The organism is Mycobacterium sp. (assembly GCF_035640695.1).
In the GTDB taxonomy this organism is placed as follows: domain Bacteria; phylum Actinomycetota; class Actinomycetes; order Mycobacteriales; family Mycobacteriaceae; genus Mycobacterium.
Genome location: NZ_DASQVQ010000112.1, coordinates 31874 through 46882 on the forward strand (window position 1 = coordinate 31874; position 15009 = coordinate 46882).

Sequence of the window (15009 nt, forward strand, 5' to 3'; positions counted from 1 at the left end):
CGACACGGTTGTCACCCGTCGTCGCCGTCATTGGTAGCGGTGCCGCTCCATTAACCATGCCTGATGGTCGCGGACGTTTTCGCCGTCGTGCGGCGACGCAGTCCATGAACCATCGACGCCCAGCTCCCAGCACCGGGTCGCCGGATCCAGCGCGGACTCGAACACCTCGTCGAGGTAGGCGGTCAACTTCGGATCCTTCACCTGAGCCATCACCTCGACTCGCCGGTCGAGGTTTCGATGCATCATGTCGGCGCTGCCGATCCACCACTCGTCAATGGCTAGGAAATCGATGATTCGCGAGTGCTCGAGGAATCTGCCGAGTATCGAACGCACCCTGATGTTCTCGGAATATCCCGGAGCGCCCGGCCGCAGCGCGCAGATCCCGCGCACCACCACTTCGACCCGTACGCCGGCCTGCGAGGCCCGGTACAGCGCGTCGATCACCTGCTCGTCGACAAGAGCATTGGCCTTCAACCGGATTCGTGCTTCCTTGCCGGCGCGACCGGCTTCGGCCTCGCGTTTGATCCGTTCAATGATGCCCGTACGTACCCCGTGCGGGGCGACCAGCAGGTTGCGATAGGTGAACTTGCGCGAGTATCCGGTCAGCGAGTTGAACAGGTCGGTGAGATCGGCGCCGATGTCGGGTGCGGCGGTGAGCAGACCGACGTCCTCGTACAGCCGCGCCGTTTTCGGGTTGTAGTTGCCGGTCCCGATGTGGCAGTAGCGCCGGATCACCGATCCTTCGCGGCGCACCACCAGCGCGGTCTTGCAGTGTGTCTTGAGTCCGATCAGCCCGTACACGACGTGCACGCCGACGTCTTCCAGTGCCCGCGCCCACTTGATGTTGGCCTGCTCGTCGAAGCGTGCCTTGAGCTCGACGAGCGCGACCACCTGCTTGCCCGCCTGCGCGGCGTCGATCAGCGCGTTGACGATCGGGGAATCACCGGAGGTGCGATACAGCGTTTGCTTGATCGCCAGCACGTTGGGGTCGGCGGCGGCCTGCTCGATGAATCGCTGCACGCTGGTGGAGAACGAGTCGTATGGATGGTGCACCAGCACGTCGCCCTCGCGCAGCGTCGCGAAGATGCTTTTCGGCGTTTCGCGTTCGCCGAACGCGGGGGGCGTGGCGGGCACGAACGGCGGATCCTTCAACGCCGGGCGATCCACGCCGTAGATCTGCCAAAGCGACGACAAATCCAGCAGTCCCGGCACCTCGATGACATCGCCGGGATCGACGTCGAGTTCACGCAGCAACAGCTCGAGCATGTGCTCGGTCATGTCGTTCGAGACCTCGAGCCGCACCGGAGAGCCAAACCGCCGACGAGCGAGCTCACGTTCCAGCGCTTGCAGCAGGTCCTCGTCCCGGTCCTCTTCGACCTCCATGTCGGCGTTGCGGGTGATGCGGAACGCGTGGTGTTCGACGATCTCCAGACCGGGGAAAAGCACCGGCAGGAACGCCGCGATCAGCTCCTCCATCGGAAGGAACCGCACCACCCCCTCCACGCCTTCACGCGCGCCGAGTTCCACGAAGCGGTCGACGTTGTTGGGCACCTTGATCCGGGCGAAGTGACTGCCACCGTCCTCGGGCTGCTTCACCGTGATCGCCAGGTTCAGGCTCAAGCCACTGACGAACGGGAACGGGTGAGCCGGATCGACGGCAAGCGGCGTCAACACCGGGAACACCTGTTCGTGGAAATAGCTCGAAAGCTGATCACGCTCGGCCTCGTCGAGATCCGACCACGTGATGATCAAGATTCCCTCGTCGGCCAGCGCCGGCCGCACCGAGTCCAGGAACACCCGGGCATGGCGAATCGACAGCTGCTGGGTGCGCTCGCTGATCCGGCGCAACTGTTCGCGCGGCGACAGGCCGTCGGCCGACCGGACCGACAACCCCATTTCGTCGCGGCGCTTCAGCCCGGCGACGCGCACCATGTAGAACTCGTCGAGATTGGACGCGAAGATCGCCAGGAACTTGGCGCGTTCCAACAATGGCAGCGACGTGTCGGCCGCCAGCGCGAGCACCCGAGCGTTGAAGTCCAGCCAGCTCAGCTCGCGATTGAGATAGCGGTCGTCGGGCAACTGGTCGGCAATCGCCTCGATGGTGGCCGCAGGCGGCGCCGCCGGGGCCGAATCGGCCGGCGGTGCCCACTCGGTCTCGGTGGTTCTAACCTCGGCCCCGGCCTCAGTCTCAGTCATCCTGTGAATCATTCCAAATAGTGCGGCTAGGTTGCTACCCGCCCCGCTGCATGTGGGCAAAAGCTAATGCGGATTCACCATCTCTTGCTGACCGCGCGCGTGGTGGCGCGTCCCACCCCGAGGCGGCGGGCGGCCATCAGATCGTCGGGCGTGTCTATGTCGCAGCGCAGCCCCGGCCACGGGCCGGTCAGCTCGACGGCACCCGAATGTCGATGCCGCCGAGCCGAATCGGGTCCAAATTCGGGTTGCAGCGCAGCGCCTCCAAAAGCAAACAATGCCCCGGTCCCCGATCCGTGCCGGTCCGCCACGAAGCTGCGGGCGTGCGCGCGGGCCGCGGTGATAGCCTCGGTCAGCTCCTGCGATTGCAGCGCCGGCAGATCACCTTGTAGCGCAACGAGATTCGCCGGCGGCATCGGCGCATCTCTGATCGCAGCCTCGGCCGCGATGATGGCATTGTTGAGCGGGTCGGGGTGATTGTCGGGAGTCGGATCGGCAAGCACTTCGGCGCCGAGTTTCCGGGCCGCGTCGGCGGCCAGCTCGTCGGGTGTGACGACGGTGATGCCGCGCAGCGATGAGACTTTTGCCGCCGCGGTGACGGTGTCGACGAGCATCGCGAGCACGACCCGCTCGCGGGTTGGCGCCGAGAAGATCGGCGCCAACCGAGTCTTGGCCGCGGCCAGCCGCTTGACGGCGATGATCAGTCCGACGTCGCCGCTCAGCCCGCCGCTCATGGAAACAATCCTGCCAGTCCAGGCGGTTCTGACGGCCAACCGCGCCGGACTAGGGTTGGGGCGTGGACGGCACCGAGTGGTCTGTGGCGGTGATGGGCGCCGGGGCGTGGGGCACGGCGCTGGCCAAGGTGCTCGCCGACGCCGGCAACGGTGTCACGCTCTGGGCCCGGCGCGCCGAAGTCGCCGAGGAGATCAACGCGACGCATCGCAATCACGAGTACCTGCCCGACACGCAGTTGCCCACCGAGGTTGCGGCCACCGCCGATCCGGCCAAGGCGCTGGCCGGGGCTACGACGGTGTTGCTGGCGGTGCCGGCGCAGTTGATGCGGGCCAACCTCTGTGAGTGGACCGCCCTGATCGAAAACAACGCCACACTGGTCAGCGTCGCCAAGGGCATCGAGCTGGGCACGTTGATGCGGATGAGCCAGGTCGTGGTGCATGTGACCGGTGTCGAGCCGTCACGCGTCGCAGTGGTTTCCGGACCGAACCTGGCCAGTGAAGTCGCCGACGAACAGCCGGCCGCGACCGTGGTCGCATGTGCCGACTCCGGGCGCGCGGTGGCGTTGCAGCGCGCGCTGAAGACCGGCTACTTCCGGCCGTACACCAATTCCGACGTGATCGGGGTCGAGGTGGGCGGCGCATGCAAGAACGTGATCGCGCTGGCATGCGGGATCGCCGCGGGAGTCGGGCTCGGCGAGAACACCGCGGCGGCGATCGTCACCCGGGGCCTGGCCGAGATCATGCGGCTCGGAATAGCGCTGGGCGCCAAGCCGACGACGCTGGCGGGCCTGGCCGGCGTGGGTGACTTGGTCGCGACCTGCACCTCGCCCCGGTCGCGGAACCGCAGCTTCGGCGTGCGGCTGGGCAGCGGCGGGACGATGGAGTCGGCGTTGCGGGCCGCGGGTGGACACATCGCCGAGGGCGTCACGTCGTGCGAATCGGTACTGGCGCTGGCCGACAGCTACGACGTCGAAATGCCCCTCACCGACGCGGTGCACCGCGTGTGCCACAAGGGCTTGTCGGTCTATGAAGCGATCGCGTTGTTGCTCGGGCGAAGCACCAAACCGGAGTGAGCAACAATGGCTTCCTACGGTGATTCCACCCGCAGCCTCAAAGCAGCTGCGCCAGAATCTATTCCCGGTCAGCCGGTCGCGCCCACGCCGGTCCCCGCGTCGACATATCACTTGACCGAGGACGAGTCGGCCGAATACGACACCTACGGCCGAGGCTCGAATCCGACATGGCGGTTGTTGGAATCGGCGTTCGCGCAACTGGAGGGTGCGGCGTCGGCGTTGTCGTTCGGATCCGGCATGGCGGCGATCACCTCGGTGCTGCGGGCACTGTGCAAGTCGGGCTCGGTGCTGGTGGTGCCCGCCGATGGGTATTATCAGGTTCGCCGATATGCCACCGAATACCTTGCGCCGCTTGGCGTAACGGTCGAAGAGGCCACCACTTCCCGGATGTGTGAAGCCGCCATGGGCGCGGACGTGGTGCTCGCGGAGACTCCGGCCAACCCGGGGCTGGACGTGGTTGATCTGCATCGGCTGGCGATGGAGTGCCGTGGCCGTCGCTCGACGCTGATCGTCGACAACACCACCGCAACGCCGCTGGGTCAGCAGCCGCTGTTGCTCGGCGCGGACCTGGTGGTGGCCAGCGCCACCAAGGCATTGTCCGGTCACAGCGACCTGCTCGCCGGTTACGCCGCCGGAAGCAACCCCGACCTGATGGCTCGAGTCGAAGCCGAGCGCCTACTGGCCGGGCCGATACTGGGCGCCTTCGAGGCGTGGCTGGTGTTGCGCAGTCTGGGCACCGCCGGGCTGCGGTTCGAGCGGCAGTGTCAGAACGCACAGGCGCTCGCGACGATGCTGCACGCCCACCCGGCGGTGCGCTGCGTGCGCTACCCGGGGCTGCCCGACGATCCGTCGTATCGGGTCGCCGTCGCACAGATGCGTCGTTTCGGCGGACTGGTTGCGGTCGAATTCTCCGACGCCGCCGCGGTGCACGCGCTGATCGAGCGCAGCGACCTGTTGATCGCGTCGACGAGTTTCGGCGGCATCCACAGCTCGGTCGATCGCCGGGCGCGGTGGGGCGATCCGGTCGGCGGCGGATTCGCCCGCGTGTCGCTCGGCATCGAAGACACCGATGACCTGGTCGCCGACGTCGAGCGCGCGCTCTCCGGCTAGCGCGACCAACCGCCGCGCGGCTCGGGCGGTAGCCTCTCTAGGTTGTGACCGTCAGCCGGCCCGGCGCTACCGGGCGGATCCGCGTCGCCGTGATCTATGGCGGACGCAGCAACGAGCATGCGATTTCCTGCGTGTCAGCCGGCAGCATCCTGCGGAATCTGGACCCACAGCGCTTCGACGTCGTCGCGATCGGCATCACCCGGGCGGGCTCGTGGGTGCTCACCGGTGCAAACCCCGAAACTCTCGCGATCCAGGATGGGAAGCTTCCCGGCGTGACCGCGTCGTCGGGCACCGAGCTCGCGCTGCCGGCCGACCCGTGCCGGCACGGTGCACTGATTTCCCTGGGCGATACCGCGGGGGAGCTGCTGACCTCGGTCGACGTTGTCTTCCCGGTGTTGCACGGGCCGTACGGCGAGGACGGCACCATTCAGGGTCTGCTCGAACTGGCCGGTGTGCCGTACGTCGGCGCCGGCGTGTTCGCAAGCGCGGCCGGCATGGACAAGGAGTTCACCAAGAAGCTGCTGGCCGCCGACGGTTTGCCGATCGGCGACCATGCCGTTCTTCGGCCTCGCCAGCGCACGCTGGAGCCCGAACAGCTTGGGCGACTTGGGCTTCCGCTGTTCGTCAAGCCGGCCCGCGGCGGGTCGTCGATCGGGGTGAGCCGGGTGGCGACGCCCGAGGATTTGCCCGCCGCGATCGCCGAGGCGCGCCGGCATGACCCGAAGGTACTCGTCGAAGCCGCTGTCCGCGGTCGCGAGCTGGAGTGCGGTGTGCTCGAATTCCCCGACGGCACGGTAGAAGCCAGCACCGTCGGCGAGATCCGGGTGGAGGGTGTGCGCGGCCGCGAGGACGGCTTCTACGACTTCGCCACCAAGTACCTCGAGGACATCGCCGAGCTCGATGTGCCGGCCAAGATCGACGACGACATCAGCGCCGAGGTGCGTCAGCTCGCGATCAGGGCCTTCCACGCGATCGACTGCCAGGGTCTGGCGCGCGTCGACTTCTTCCTCACCGAGAACGGCCCGCTGGTCAACGAGATCAACACGATGCCGGGGTTCACCAAGATCTCGATGTACCCGCGGATGTGGGCGGCCAGTGGGGTGGACTATCCGACACTGCTGGCGACGATGGTCGACACCGCGCTGGCCCGCGGCACCGGCCTGCGTTAGCTACCGCGGCGGACCCGGTCGGATCGGCACGGCGGGCATCGTTTGCGTGATCGCGTCGGACACCTCTTGTATCGGCGTCGGGCCCGAGTTCTGCGGCAATGTCAGCGCGACGTAGACCGGTCGGTCGACGGCGAACCACGTGCTGCGGCCACCATCGATCACCGGGAACCACTGCACGGCGTCGACGACCTGGATCGGCGAGCCGACTACGAAGTCGGCGGGCGGGTCAACCCCGCACCGCAGCACCACCGGATCGTCGCCGCCTTGCCGCCAAGCCGCCGCGCCGGGTGGTGCCGGCTCGGCGAGCGTGGCGCGCGGAAAGTCACCGAGCTGCCTCGGCAGCGTCGACAGCAGGCGCCGGCATTCCGGGCCGGCCGCCTGCGGCGCGGGCAGCGCGGGCAGCGCGATCGGCCGCTGTGCGGGCTTTCCGCGCGATGCGACCGCGACAACCAGCACGGCGATCACCGCGGCCGTGGCCACCGCGACGGCGATGATCAGCATCGCCCGCGGCGGCCCGTCGGTCGTCAGGCCTGCGCCTTGCTGGCGACCGGACACGTCAGGGTGCGGGTGATGCCGGGAATCTGCTGCACGCGGGGAACGACGTCGGCCCGCAGCTGCTCGATGGTGTCGGCCGCGATCCGGATGATGACGTCATAGGGACCGGTCACATATTCAGACGTCAGCACCCCCGGCAGCGCGGCGAGCTGCTTGGCGACCACCTCGGCGCGGCCCACTTCGGTCTGGATCAGCATGAATGCCTCGACCACCGGTGGTAACTCCTCGTCTGTCGGTTCGCCCGTTACGCGCGTCCGCATACACTGACGCGGGTTGCTCCCGTCGGCAGGGCCCAAACGTACCGCAGGTGGGGCCCGCGTTCAGCGCCACCGAGGGCGGCCAGGAGGTGCGGATGAGCAACGACGAAGGACAGCCGACACTGGCCGAAGTCGGTGAGTTCGCCGTCATCGACCGCTTGGTCGCGGGCCGTCGGCAGCCGGCCGCGGTTGCGCTGGGTCCGGGCGACGACGCGGCGATCGTGGCCGCCGCCGACGGCCGGGTGGTCATCTCGACCGACATGCTCGTCGCCGGCAGGCACTTTCGGCTGGACTGGGCCACCCCCCATGACGTGGGCCGCAAGGCGATCGCGCAGAACGCGGCCGACATCGAAGCGATGGGCGCGAGCGCGACCGCTTTCGTCGTCGCGCTCGGCGCACCGGCCGACACGCCGGCGCGGGTGCTCAGCGATCTGACCGATGGTCTTTGGGACGAAGCGCGGCCGCTGGGCGCCGGCATCGTGGGCGGCGACCTGGTGAGCTGTCCGCAGTTGGTGGTGTCGGTGACCGTGCTCGGCGACCTGGCCGGCCGCGCGCCGATTACTCGAAGTGGCGCGCGACCGGGTTCGGTGGTCGCCGTGTGCGGCGAGCTCGGCCGATCGGCGGCGGGATATGCATTGTGGCACAGCGGCGTTGCGGGTTTCGACGCGCTGCGCCGTCGCCATCTGGTGCCGGAGCCGCCGTACCGGCAGGGCGCCGTGGCAGCCGACGGCGGGGCGGAGGCGATGACAGACGTATCGGATGGATTGATCGCCGATCTGCGGCACGTCGCCGACGCGTCGGAGGTCGGTATCGAGCTGTCCACCGCCGCGCTGGCCACCGATTACGAGGCGCTTACCGGCGCGGCGGCAGCCACCGGCGGCGACCCGTGGGCGTGGGTGCTTGCCGGCGGCGAGGACCACGCGCTGACGGCGACGTTCCCGGGTGCGGCGCCGGCCGGCTGGCGGATCATCGGCAAGGTGTTCGACGGGCCCGCGCGCGTGCTCGTCGACGGCCAAGAATGGAATGGATACGCGGGTTGGCAGTCCTTTCACTGAAGCATCGCGCTAGGTTGGCATTCCGTGACGGCCAGGCCCTTGCGCGAACTCGTCGAGCAGGGCTGGGCCAAGGCGCTGGAGCCGGTATCCGCCCAAGTCGCCTCGATGGGGGAGTTCCTTCGCGCCGAGATCGCCGCCGGACATCGCTACCTGCCTGAAGGCCAGAATGTGTTGCGCGCGTTCACCTTTCCATTCGACCAAGTGCGCGTGTTGATTGTCGGGCAGGACCCTTATCCGACTCCGGGCCACGCGGTGGGGCTGTGCTTCTCGGTCGGCCCCCACGTGCGGCCGCTGCCACGCAGCCTGGAAAACATTTTCGCCGAATACTGTTCGGATCTGGGCTACCCGCCGCCATCGGGAGGTGACCTGACGCCGTGGGCGCAGCGCGGCGTGCTGTTGCTGAACAGGGTGCTGACCGTGCGGCCCGGCAGCCCGGCGTCACATCGCGGCAAGGGCTGGGAAACCGTGACCGAGCGGGCGATTCGCGCGCTGGCCGCCCGGCCGCGGCCGATGGTGGCGGTGCTGTGGGGCCGCGACGCCGGCACGCTCAAGCCGATGCTGGTCGGTGGCGGCCCGGATGGGCGTGCGCACGTGCAGACCATCGAGTCGGTGCACCCGTCGCCGCTGTCGGCGCAGCGGGGATTCTTCGGGTCGCGGCCATTCAGCCGCGCCAACGCGCTGCTGGCCGAGATGGGCGCCGAACCGATCGACTGGCGCCTGCCGTAGCACTTGTTGCGCCGAGATTGCCGTGACGGCTGTGACCACCGCCGCCTTACGACCTTGGCGGCAATCTGGGCGCAGAAAAGTTCAGCCGCGGCTGACCTTGCCCGCCTTCAGGCAGGAGGTGCACACGTTCAGCCGCTTCTTGTTGCCGCCGGGCCGCGTGACGGCGCGGACGGTCTGAATGTTCGGATCCCAGCGGCGGCTGGTCCGGCGGTGCGAGTGCGACACCGACTTGCCGAAGCCGGGGCGCTTGCCGCAGATATCGCAGACGGCAGCCATGGTCGTTCTCCTTGAAAGCTCTTCTGAACCCGTTGGGCCAGCAACCGCGTAGCGGGTGACCCGACAACCGCTCCAGACTACCGGCCGATGCGGCGATCGCCAAAACTCACCCAACCCACGGCTCGGCGCTGACCTGGGATGTCGCGATCGGTGGATAGGCTTCCAGCCAAGTGGCAACCCGGGGAGGTGGCATGTCCGATCGACGGTTGGACGCCGCCGCCCTGCGCGACTGGGCGCACGCGGCGGTCGAAGACCTGATCGCTCACACCGACGAGATCAACCGGCTCAACGTTTTTCCGGTCGCCGACGCCGACACCGGCACGAACATGCTGTTCACGATGCGCGCGGCGCTGGCCGAGGTCCAGCGGCGGGGTCATGGCAAGGCCGGCGACGTCGACCTGGTCGCCGCCGCGCTCGCCCATGGTGGGCTGCAGGGCGCCCGCGGCAACTCCGGGCTGATTCTGTCGCAGATCCTGCGCGGCCTCGCCGACGTGACCACCGATGCGGCCGCCGACACCGAGGGCCGGCTGGCCGACATCGACGCCGTGCTGTTGGGGGCGGCGCTGCGCCATGCCGTCGGACTGGTGGTGGCGTCGATGGGCGAGGCGGTGCCGGGCACGATCCTTACGGTGCTGCAGGCGGCTGCGGCCGCCGTCGAGGGTGCCGCGGCCGACGGCGACGACCTCGCCGCCGCGGTCACCGCCGGCGCCGACGCGGCGACGGCGGCGCTGGACAAGACGCCGGAGCAACTCGACGTTTTGGCCGAGGCCGGTGTTGTCGACGCCGGCGGGTTGGGCCTGTTGGTGCTGCTCGACGCGCTGGTTGCGACGCTGACCGGGCACCGGCCCGTCCGCCGCGAATACCTGCCGGCTCCCGCGTCGGACCGGCACGGCCACGTGCTGGGCCCCGACGGCGGCCCGCCGCCGCGTTTCGAGGTCATGTACCTGCTCAGCGGCTGCGACGCCGCGGACGTCGACGCGCTGCGCGGGCGGCTCGAGCAGCTCGGTGACTCGGTTGCCGTCGCCGGCGCCGGCCCCGACCGCTATTCGGTGCACGTGCACGCCGACGACGCGGGCGGCGCCGTGGAGGCGGCACTGACGTACGGCACGCCCGGCAACATCCAGATCTCCGCGCTGACCGGTGCCGCGGCACCGGGCCAGTGGACCCGGCGGCGCGCCGTGCTGGCCGTCGTCGACGGCGACGGCGCCGAGCAGCTGTTCGCCAGCGAGGGCGCCGATGTGCTGCGCGCCGACCCGGACAGTCCCGACCCGACCGCGGCGGTAACCGCCAAGCAACTGGTGCGCGCCGTCGTCGACACCGGCGCCGCACAGGTCACCGTGCTGCCCAACGGCTATCTTCCCGCCGAAGAGCTGGTCGCCGGCTGCACCGCGGCGACCGGCTTGGGCGTAAGGGTGGTGCCGGTGCCCAGCGCGTCCATGGTGCAAGGACTGGCCGCGCTGGCCGTTCACGACCCGATACACGCCGTCGTCGACGACGGCTACACGATGGCCCGGGCCGCCGGCGCGACCCGGCACGCGTCGGTTCGCGTCGCCACCGAGCGGGCGCTGACCTGGGCGGGACCGTGCGAGCCGGGCGACGGCCTCGGCCTCGCCGGTGACGAGGTGCTGGTGGTACGCCGAGATGTGGCCGCCACGGCGCGCCGGCTGCTCGACCTGCTGCTGGCGGCGGGCGGGGAGTTGGTGACCGTGCTCACCGGCGCGGGTGCCGACCCGCGTCTGGGCGACAAGCTCGAGGCGCACGTGCACCGCCATCACCTGGGCACCGAGCTGCTGTGCTACCACACCGGCCATCGCGGCGACGTCCTACTCATCGGGGTCGAGTAACGATGGCGACACTCGACGACCGGCTCGACTCGATCCTGGGCAGAAAGGCCGCCACTCGGCTCGACGAGGTCTTCGGCATCCGCACCGTCGACGACCTGCTGCGGCATTACCCGCGCAGCTACAGCGAGGGCATGACCGTGCGCGGCCAGGACGACACCGAGCCACCCACCGTGGGCGAGCACGTCACGCTCGTGGATGTGATCACGCACACCAAGGTCGGTGTGATGAAGCGAGATCCGACCAAGCCCAACAAGAAGAGGGAATGGCTTCGGGTCACGCTCGGCGACCGTCGCCCCCCGGTGACCGCGACCTTCTTCAACGCCCAGTGGATTAAAAACGGGCTGACCGAGGGCACCCGCGTGATGCTGTCCGGCGAAGTCGAATTCTACAAGGGCACAACGCAATTGACGCATCCCGACTTTCTCATTCTCGACGACCCGAGACGCAAGATGAGCGGCAGCAAGTCACTGGCCGCGATTGCGCAGGCATCGCGGGCCGAAACCGGCGAGATCGACCTGTCGGCGTTCGAGCGTGAGTCTTTCCCGATCTATCCGGCCAGCGCGCGGTTGCAGAGCTGGGACATCTATGCCTGCGTGAAGCAGGTCCTCGATGTGCTCGACCCGATCCAAGATCCGCTGCCCGAATCGCTGCGGCGGCAGTGGCATTTGATATCCGAAGACCAGGCGGTTCGGGCGATCCACCTTGCCGAGACGGAGGCCGAGCGCGGTCGCGCCCGCGAGCGGCTGACGTTCGACGAAGCCGTGGGTCTGCAATGGGCCTTGGTGCAACGTCGGTACGGCGAATTGTCCGAATCCGGTCCGCCGGCCTCACCCAGGCCGGACGGGCTGGTACGGGCTTTGCTACAGCGATTGCCGTTTGAGTTGACCGCGGGTCAGCGCGAGGTTCTCGACGTGCTGTCGCCGGAAATGGCCTCGACCCGTCCGATGAACCGACTGCTGCAGGGTGAAGTCGGCTCCGGCAAGACGATCGTCGCCGTGCTGGCGATGCTGCAGATGATCGACGCAGGCTACCAATGCGCACTCATGGCCCCCACCGAAGTTCTTGCCGCCCAACATGCGCGGTCGATCGCCGACGTCCTAGGTCCGCTGGGCACCCGCGGCGAACTCGGCAGCGCCGACGACGCGACTAGGATCGCACTGCTGACCGGCTCGATGTCGTCCCAACAAAAGCGGGAGGTTCGCCACGAGGTCGCAACCGGTGCGGCCGGCATTGTGATCGGCACCCACGCGCTTCTCCAAGAGGCCGTCGAGTTCCGCCGACTCGGCATGGTCGTCGTGGACGAACAGCACCGTTTCGGCGTTGAGCAGCGAGATCGGTTGCGCAACAAGGCCCCTGCCGATATCACCCCGCATCTGCTGGTGATGACCGCGACCCCGATTCCGCGCACGGTGGCACTGACTGTCTACGGCGACCTGGAAACCTCGACGCTGCGCGAGCTGCCCCGCGGGCGCCAGCCGATCAAGACCAGTGTCATCTTCACCACCCAGCAGCCGCAGAAATACATGGACCGCGCCTTTCAGCGCATCGTCGAGGCGGTCGGCGAGGGCCGCCAGGCCTACGTGGTGGCGCCGCGGATCGACGCGTCCGACAAGGAGGCCAAGGACGACAAGCGCAACGCCGAGGGTCCGCCGTCGGCGACCGTCGTCAACCTGTTCGACCGGTTGCGGACTCGCGAGCTCGCGGGCCTGCGAGTCGGCCTCATGCATGGCCGGCTTCCCGCCGACGACAAGGACGCGGTGATGAATGCGTTCCGCGCCGGCGAGGTCGACGTCCTGGTGTGCACCACCGTGATCGAGGTCGGTGTCGACGTTCCCAATGCCACCGTGATGCTGATCGTGGACGCCGACCGGTTCGGCATCAGCCAGCTGCACCAGCTTCGCGGGCGCATCGGGCGCGGCAGCAACCCGAGCCTGTGCCTGATGACGACGAAGGTTCCGGAGAAGTCCACGGCCGGCGCGCGGCTCACCGCCGTCGCGGCCACGCTCGACGGCTTCGAACTCGCCGAGCTCGACCTCAAGGAGCGTCGCGAGGGGGATGTGCTGGGCCGCAACCAATCCGGTCGAGCGATCACCCTGCGGCTGCTATCGCTGGCCGAGCACCGCCACGTGATCGAGGCGGCCCGCGAGTTCTGCCAACAGGTCTACTCCGCCGATCCGGCCAACGCCGGAATGACCCGGCTCGCAACGCAATTCACCGTCAACGACCGCGTCGAATACCTCGACAAGGCATGAGATGCGCCGGTAGGGTTCTCATCCGGGCAGGCGGCGGTGGATGAGAATCGCCGTCAGCGCCGCCAGGGCCAGGGTCAGGGCGGCGAGTCGCAGCCAGCCGGCGCTGGCGTCGCCGGGGATGGTTTCATAGCCGATCTGCTGTTGCAGGGTGGCATAGACGTCGCGGAGCTGGGCAATGGTCGATGCGTTGTAGGCGGTGCCTCCCGAGAGCTCGGCGACCTTCTTCATGGTCTCGTCGTCGACGGGCACCGGTTGGCGCTGGCCGTTGATCTCGACATACCCGTACGGGGTGCCGAAGGAGATCGTCGAGATCGGCACGCCCTGATCCTTGGCGCTGCGCGCGGCGGTGTAGGCGCCCTTGGGACTTTCGGGGTTGGATGGCACGGTTTCCTTGCCATCGGAGAACAGCACGATCCGCGCCGGCGGCGGTGTGTCTCCGCCGCCGATCACCGCGCCGACGGTGGCGATGGCTTGCAGTGCGGTGAAGATGCCCTCCCCGGTGGCGGTGCGGTCGGCGAATTGCAGTGTGCCGATGGCGTTCTTGACCGCGGCCCTGTTGGTGGTCGGCGACTCCAGCACCGCGGCGGTGCCGGCGTAGGCGATCAGCCCGAGGTTGATGCCAGGGGTGAGTTCGTCGGCGAACTGCTTGGCCGCGTCCTGGGCGGCGACCATGCGGTTTGGCTGGATGTCGGTGGCGCGCATCGACTGCGACACGTCGATGACCAGCATCACCACCGCACGATTACGGGGGATCCGGACGTCGTGGGTGGGCCCGGCCATCGCAATCGTGAACAACACCAGTGCGATCACCAGCAGGACGGCCGGCAGGTGACGCCACCGTGTGGATTGTTGCGGCGCAACGCTTTCCAGTAGCTCCATGTTGGCGAACCGCAACACGCGCCGTCGGCGCGACACCTGCACGATGATGTAGAGCGCGACAATCCCGGCGACCACGAGCAGGAACAGAAAGAACCACCCGTTTTGAAAACCCTTCAACGACATGGGGCCCAGCAACGGCAGATCCATCACGCGGCCGTTTCGGTTGGCGGGCTCCGGTGGTGGGGCACTGTCGCCGAGAGAAACGCGAACAGCAGGGCGGTGGCTTGCAGCAGCCGCGGCGGCAAGGGTTGGCCGAGCCGTGCCGCTTTGGTTTCAAGCACGAAAAGTCCTCTCGATGGCCACTGCCAGGCTCACTCGGTGCCGACACTTGGGCAAGCGTTTGATTCTAATCGGCTCGGCCGGCCGACCTGACACATCGCGGCTCGATCTGACAGACTGCAGGGAGAGGGGAGTATTCCTTCGCCGCGGTGTCGTCATCACGTCGTCCGTCGTCGGACGACCGGTGCCGTGGACCGCGCTGTGCGGTGGCAGAGACCTCTGGCCGTTAACCGACCGGAGGCTGCTTCATGGACGTTTCCCAGCTCGAGTGGCTCGTCACCCTGGGGGTGACCATTGCCGCGCTGCTGTTCGACGTGGTGGTGATCGCCCGCCGGCCCCATGAACCGACGATGCGCGAGTGCGCGATCGCGCTGTCGATTTATATCGGGCTCGCGGTGCTGTTCGGTGCGTGGGTCTGGTTCTTCCACGGCGGACAGTTCGGGCTGGAGTTCTTCGCCGGCTGGCTCACCGAATACAGCTTGTCGGTCGACAACCTGTTCGTCTTCATCCTCATCATGGCCAGCTTCAACGTGCCGAAAAAGTACCAGCAGCAGGCGCTGATGGTCGGCATCGTGCTCGCGCTGGTCTTCCGTGGCGTGCTGATCGG

General features: G+C 68.2%; 14 protein-coding genes. 8 read left to right on the top strand and 6 right to left on the bottom strand.

Features of this window, described 5'->3' with window-relative positions; genetic code table 11:
- Positions 1-27 precede the first annotated feature (27 nt).
- Positions 28-2208, bottom strand: a complete 2181-nt coding sequence (locus VE759_RS13300; protein ID WP_414687906.1) for an RNA degradosome polyphosphate kinase — start codon at positions 2206-2208, stop codon at positions 28-30.
- Positions 2209-2270: 62 nt separating this feature from the next.
- Entirely contained in the window at positions 2271-2927 is a 657-nt protein-coding gene (gene cofC / locus VE759_RS13305; protein ID WP_324932962.1) for a 2-phospho-L-lactate guanylyltransferase, read from the bottom strand.
- 92 nt (positions 2928-3019) lie between these two features.
- Between cofC and VE759_RS13310 the strand changes: the two genes are divergently transcribed.
- Genes VE759_RS13310 through VE759_RS13320 form a run of 3 tightly spaced genes read left to right on the top strand, consistent with a single transcriptional unit; the run spans position 3020 to position 6279 of the window.
- Positions 3020-4000: an NAD(P)H-dependent glycerol-3-phosphate dehydrogenase gene (locus tag VE759_RS13310; RefSeq protein ID WP_324932998.1), complete on the top strand. Its 981-nt coding sequence runs from the start codon at positions 3020-3022 to the stop codon at positions 3998-4000.
- A gap of 6 nt (positions 4001-4006) precedes the next feature.
- Entirely contained in the window at positions 4007-5110 is a 1104-nt protein-coding gene (locus VE759_RS13315) for a cystathionine gamma-lyase (protein WP_324932965.1), read from the top strand.
- 44 nt (positions 5111-5154) lie between these two features.
- Positions 5155-6279: a D-alanine--D-alanine ligase family protein gene (locus tag VE759_RS13320; protein WP_324932968.1), complete on the top strand. Its 1125-nt coding sequence runs from the start codon at positions 5155-5157 to the stop codon at positions 6277-6279.
- On the opposite strand, the gene VE759_RS13325 is transcribed toward VE759_RS13320, so the two are convergent.
- Positions 6280-6780, bottom strand: a complete 501-nt coding sequence (locus VE759_RS13325; RefSeq protein WP_324933001.1) for a DUF3515 domain-containing protein — start codon at positions 6778-6780, stop codon at positions 6280-6282.
- Positions 6781-6803: 23 nt separating this feature from the next.
- Complete coding sequence (locus VE759_RS13330; RefSeq protein WP_324932971.1) at positions 6804-7046, bottom strand: Lrp/AsnC ligand binding domain-containing protein; 243 nt, start codon at positions 7044-7046, stop codon at positions 6804-6806.
- A 140-nt stretch (positions 7047-7186) separates the two neighbouring features.
- On the opposite strand from VE759_RS13330, the gene VE759_RS13335 reads away from it, so the two are divergent.
- Together VE759_RS13335 and VE759_RS13340 are read left to right on the top strand one after the other, a co-directional pair.
- Positions 7187-8146 (top strand): thiamine-phosphate kinase, encoded by a 960-nt coding sequence (locus tag VE759_RS13335; protein ID WP_324933004.1) that lies wholly within the window; start codon positions 7187-7189, stop codon positions 8144-8146.
- 24 nt (positions 8147-8170) lie between these two features.
- Positions 8171-8872, top strand: a complete 702-nt coding sequence (locus tag VE759_RS13340; RefSeq protein ID WP_324932974.1) for a uracil-DNA glycosylase — start codon at positions 8171-8173, stop codon at positions 8870-8872.
- An 81-nt stretch (positions 8873-8953) separates the two neighbouring features.
- Here VE759_RS13340 and rpmB read toward each other — a convergent pair whose 3' ends face one another.
- Positions 8954-9148, bottom strand: a complete 195-nt coding sequence (gene rpmB, locus VE759_RS13345; RefSeq protein ID WP_324932977.1) for a 50S ribosomal protein L28 — start codon at positions 9146-9148, stop codon at positions 8954-8956.
- A gap of 191 nt (positions 9149-9339) precedes the next feature.
- Here rpmB and VE759_RS13350 point away from each other — a divergent pair, with 191 nt between their 5' ends.
- Together VE759_RS13350 and recG are read left to right on the top strand one after the other, a co-directional pair.
- Entirely contained in the window at positions 9340-10992 is a 1653-nt protein-coding gene (locus VE759_RS13350) for a DAK2 domain-containing protein (protein ID WP_324932980.1), read from the top strand.
- A 2-nt stretch (positions 10993-10994) separates the two neighbouring features.
- Entirely contained in the window at positions 10995-13244 is a 2250-nt protein-coding gene (gene recG / locus VE759_RS13355) for an ATP-dependent DNA helicase RecG (RefSeq protein ID WP_324932983.1), read from the top strand.
- A gap of 18 nt (positions 13245-13262) precedes the next feature.
- Here recG and VE759_RS13360 read toward each other — a convergent pair whose 3' ends face one another.
- A complete protein-coding gene (locus tag VE759_RS13360; RefSeq protein WP_324932986.1) occupies positions 13263-14270 on the bottom strand; it encodes a VWA domain-containing protein in 1008 nt (335 codons plus the stop codon).
- 380 nt (positions 14271-14650) lie between these two features.
- Between VE759_RS13360 and VE759_RS13365 the strand changes: the two genes are divergently transcribed.
- On the top strand, positions 14651-15009 hold a 359-nt coding region (locus VE759_RS13365; RefSeq protein WP_414687907.1), incomplete at its 3' end, for a TerC family protein.

Bases quoted from the DNA above. Each gene is read 5' to 3' on its own strand.
- VE759_RS13300 (WP_414687906.1), bottom strand. From the start codon at position 2,208: ATGATTCACAGGATGACTGAGACTGAGGCCGGGGCCGAGGTTAGAACC.
- VE759_RS13360 (WP_324932986.1), bottom strand. From the start codon at position 14,270: ATGGATCTGCCGTTGCTGGGCCCCATGTCGTTGAAGGGTTTTCAAAAC.
- VE759_RS13310 (WP_324932998.1), top strand. From the start codon at position 3,020: ATGGGCGCCGGGGCGTGGGGCACGGCGCTGGCCAAGGTGCTCGCCGAC.
- rpmB (WP_324932977.1), bottom strand. From the start codon at position 9,148: ATGGCTGCCGTCTGCGATATCTGCGGCAAGCGCCCCGGCTTCGGCAAG.
- recG (WP_324932983.1), top strand. From the start codon at position 10,995: ATGGCGACACTCGACGACCGGCTCGACTCGATCCTGGGCAGAAAGGCC.
- VE759_RS13315 (WP_324932965.1), top strand. From the start codon at position 4,007: ATGGCTTCCTACGGTGATTCCACCCGCAGCCTCAAAGCAGCTGCGCCA.
- cofC (WP_324932962.1), bottom strand. From the start codon at position 2,927: ATGAGCGGCGGGCTGAGCGGCGACGTCGGACTGATCATCGCCGTCAAG.
- VE759_RS13335 (WP_324933004.1), top strand. From the start codon at position 7,187: ATGAGCAACGACGAAGGACAGCCGACACTGGCCGAAGTCGGTGAGTTC.
- VE759_RS13325 (WP_324933001.1), bottom strand. From the start codon at position 6,780: ATGCTGATCATCGCCGTCGCGGTGGCCACGGCCGCGGTGATCGCCGTG.
- VE759_RS13350 (WP_324932980.1), top strand. From the start codon at position 9,340: ATGTCCGATCGACGGTTGGACGCCGCCGCCCTGCGCGACTGGGCGCAC.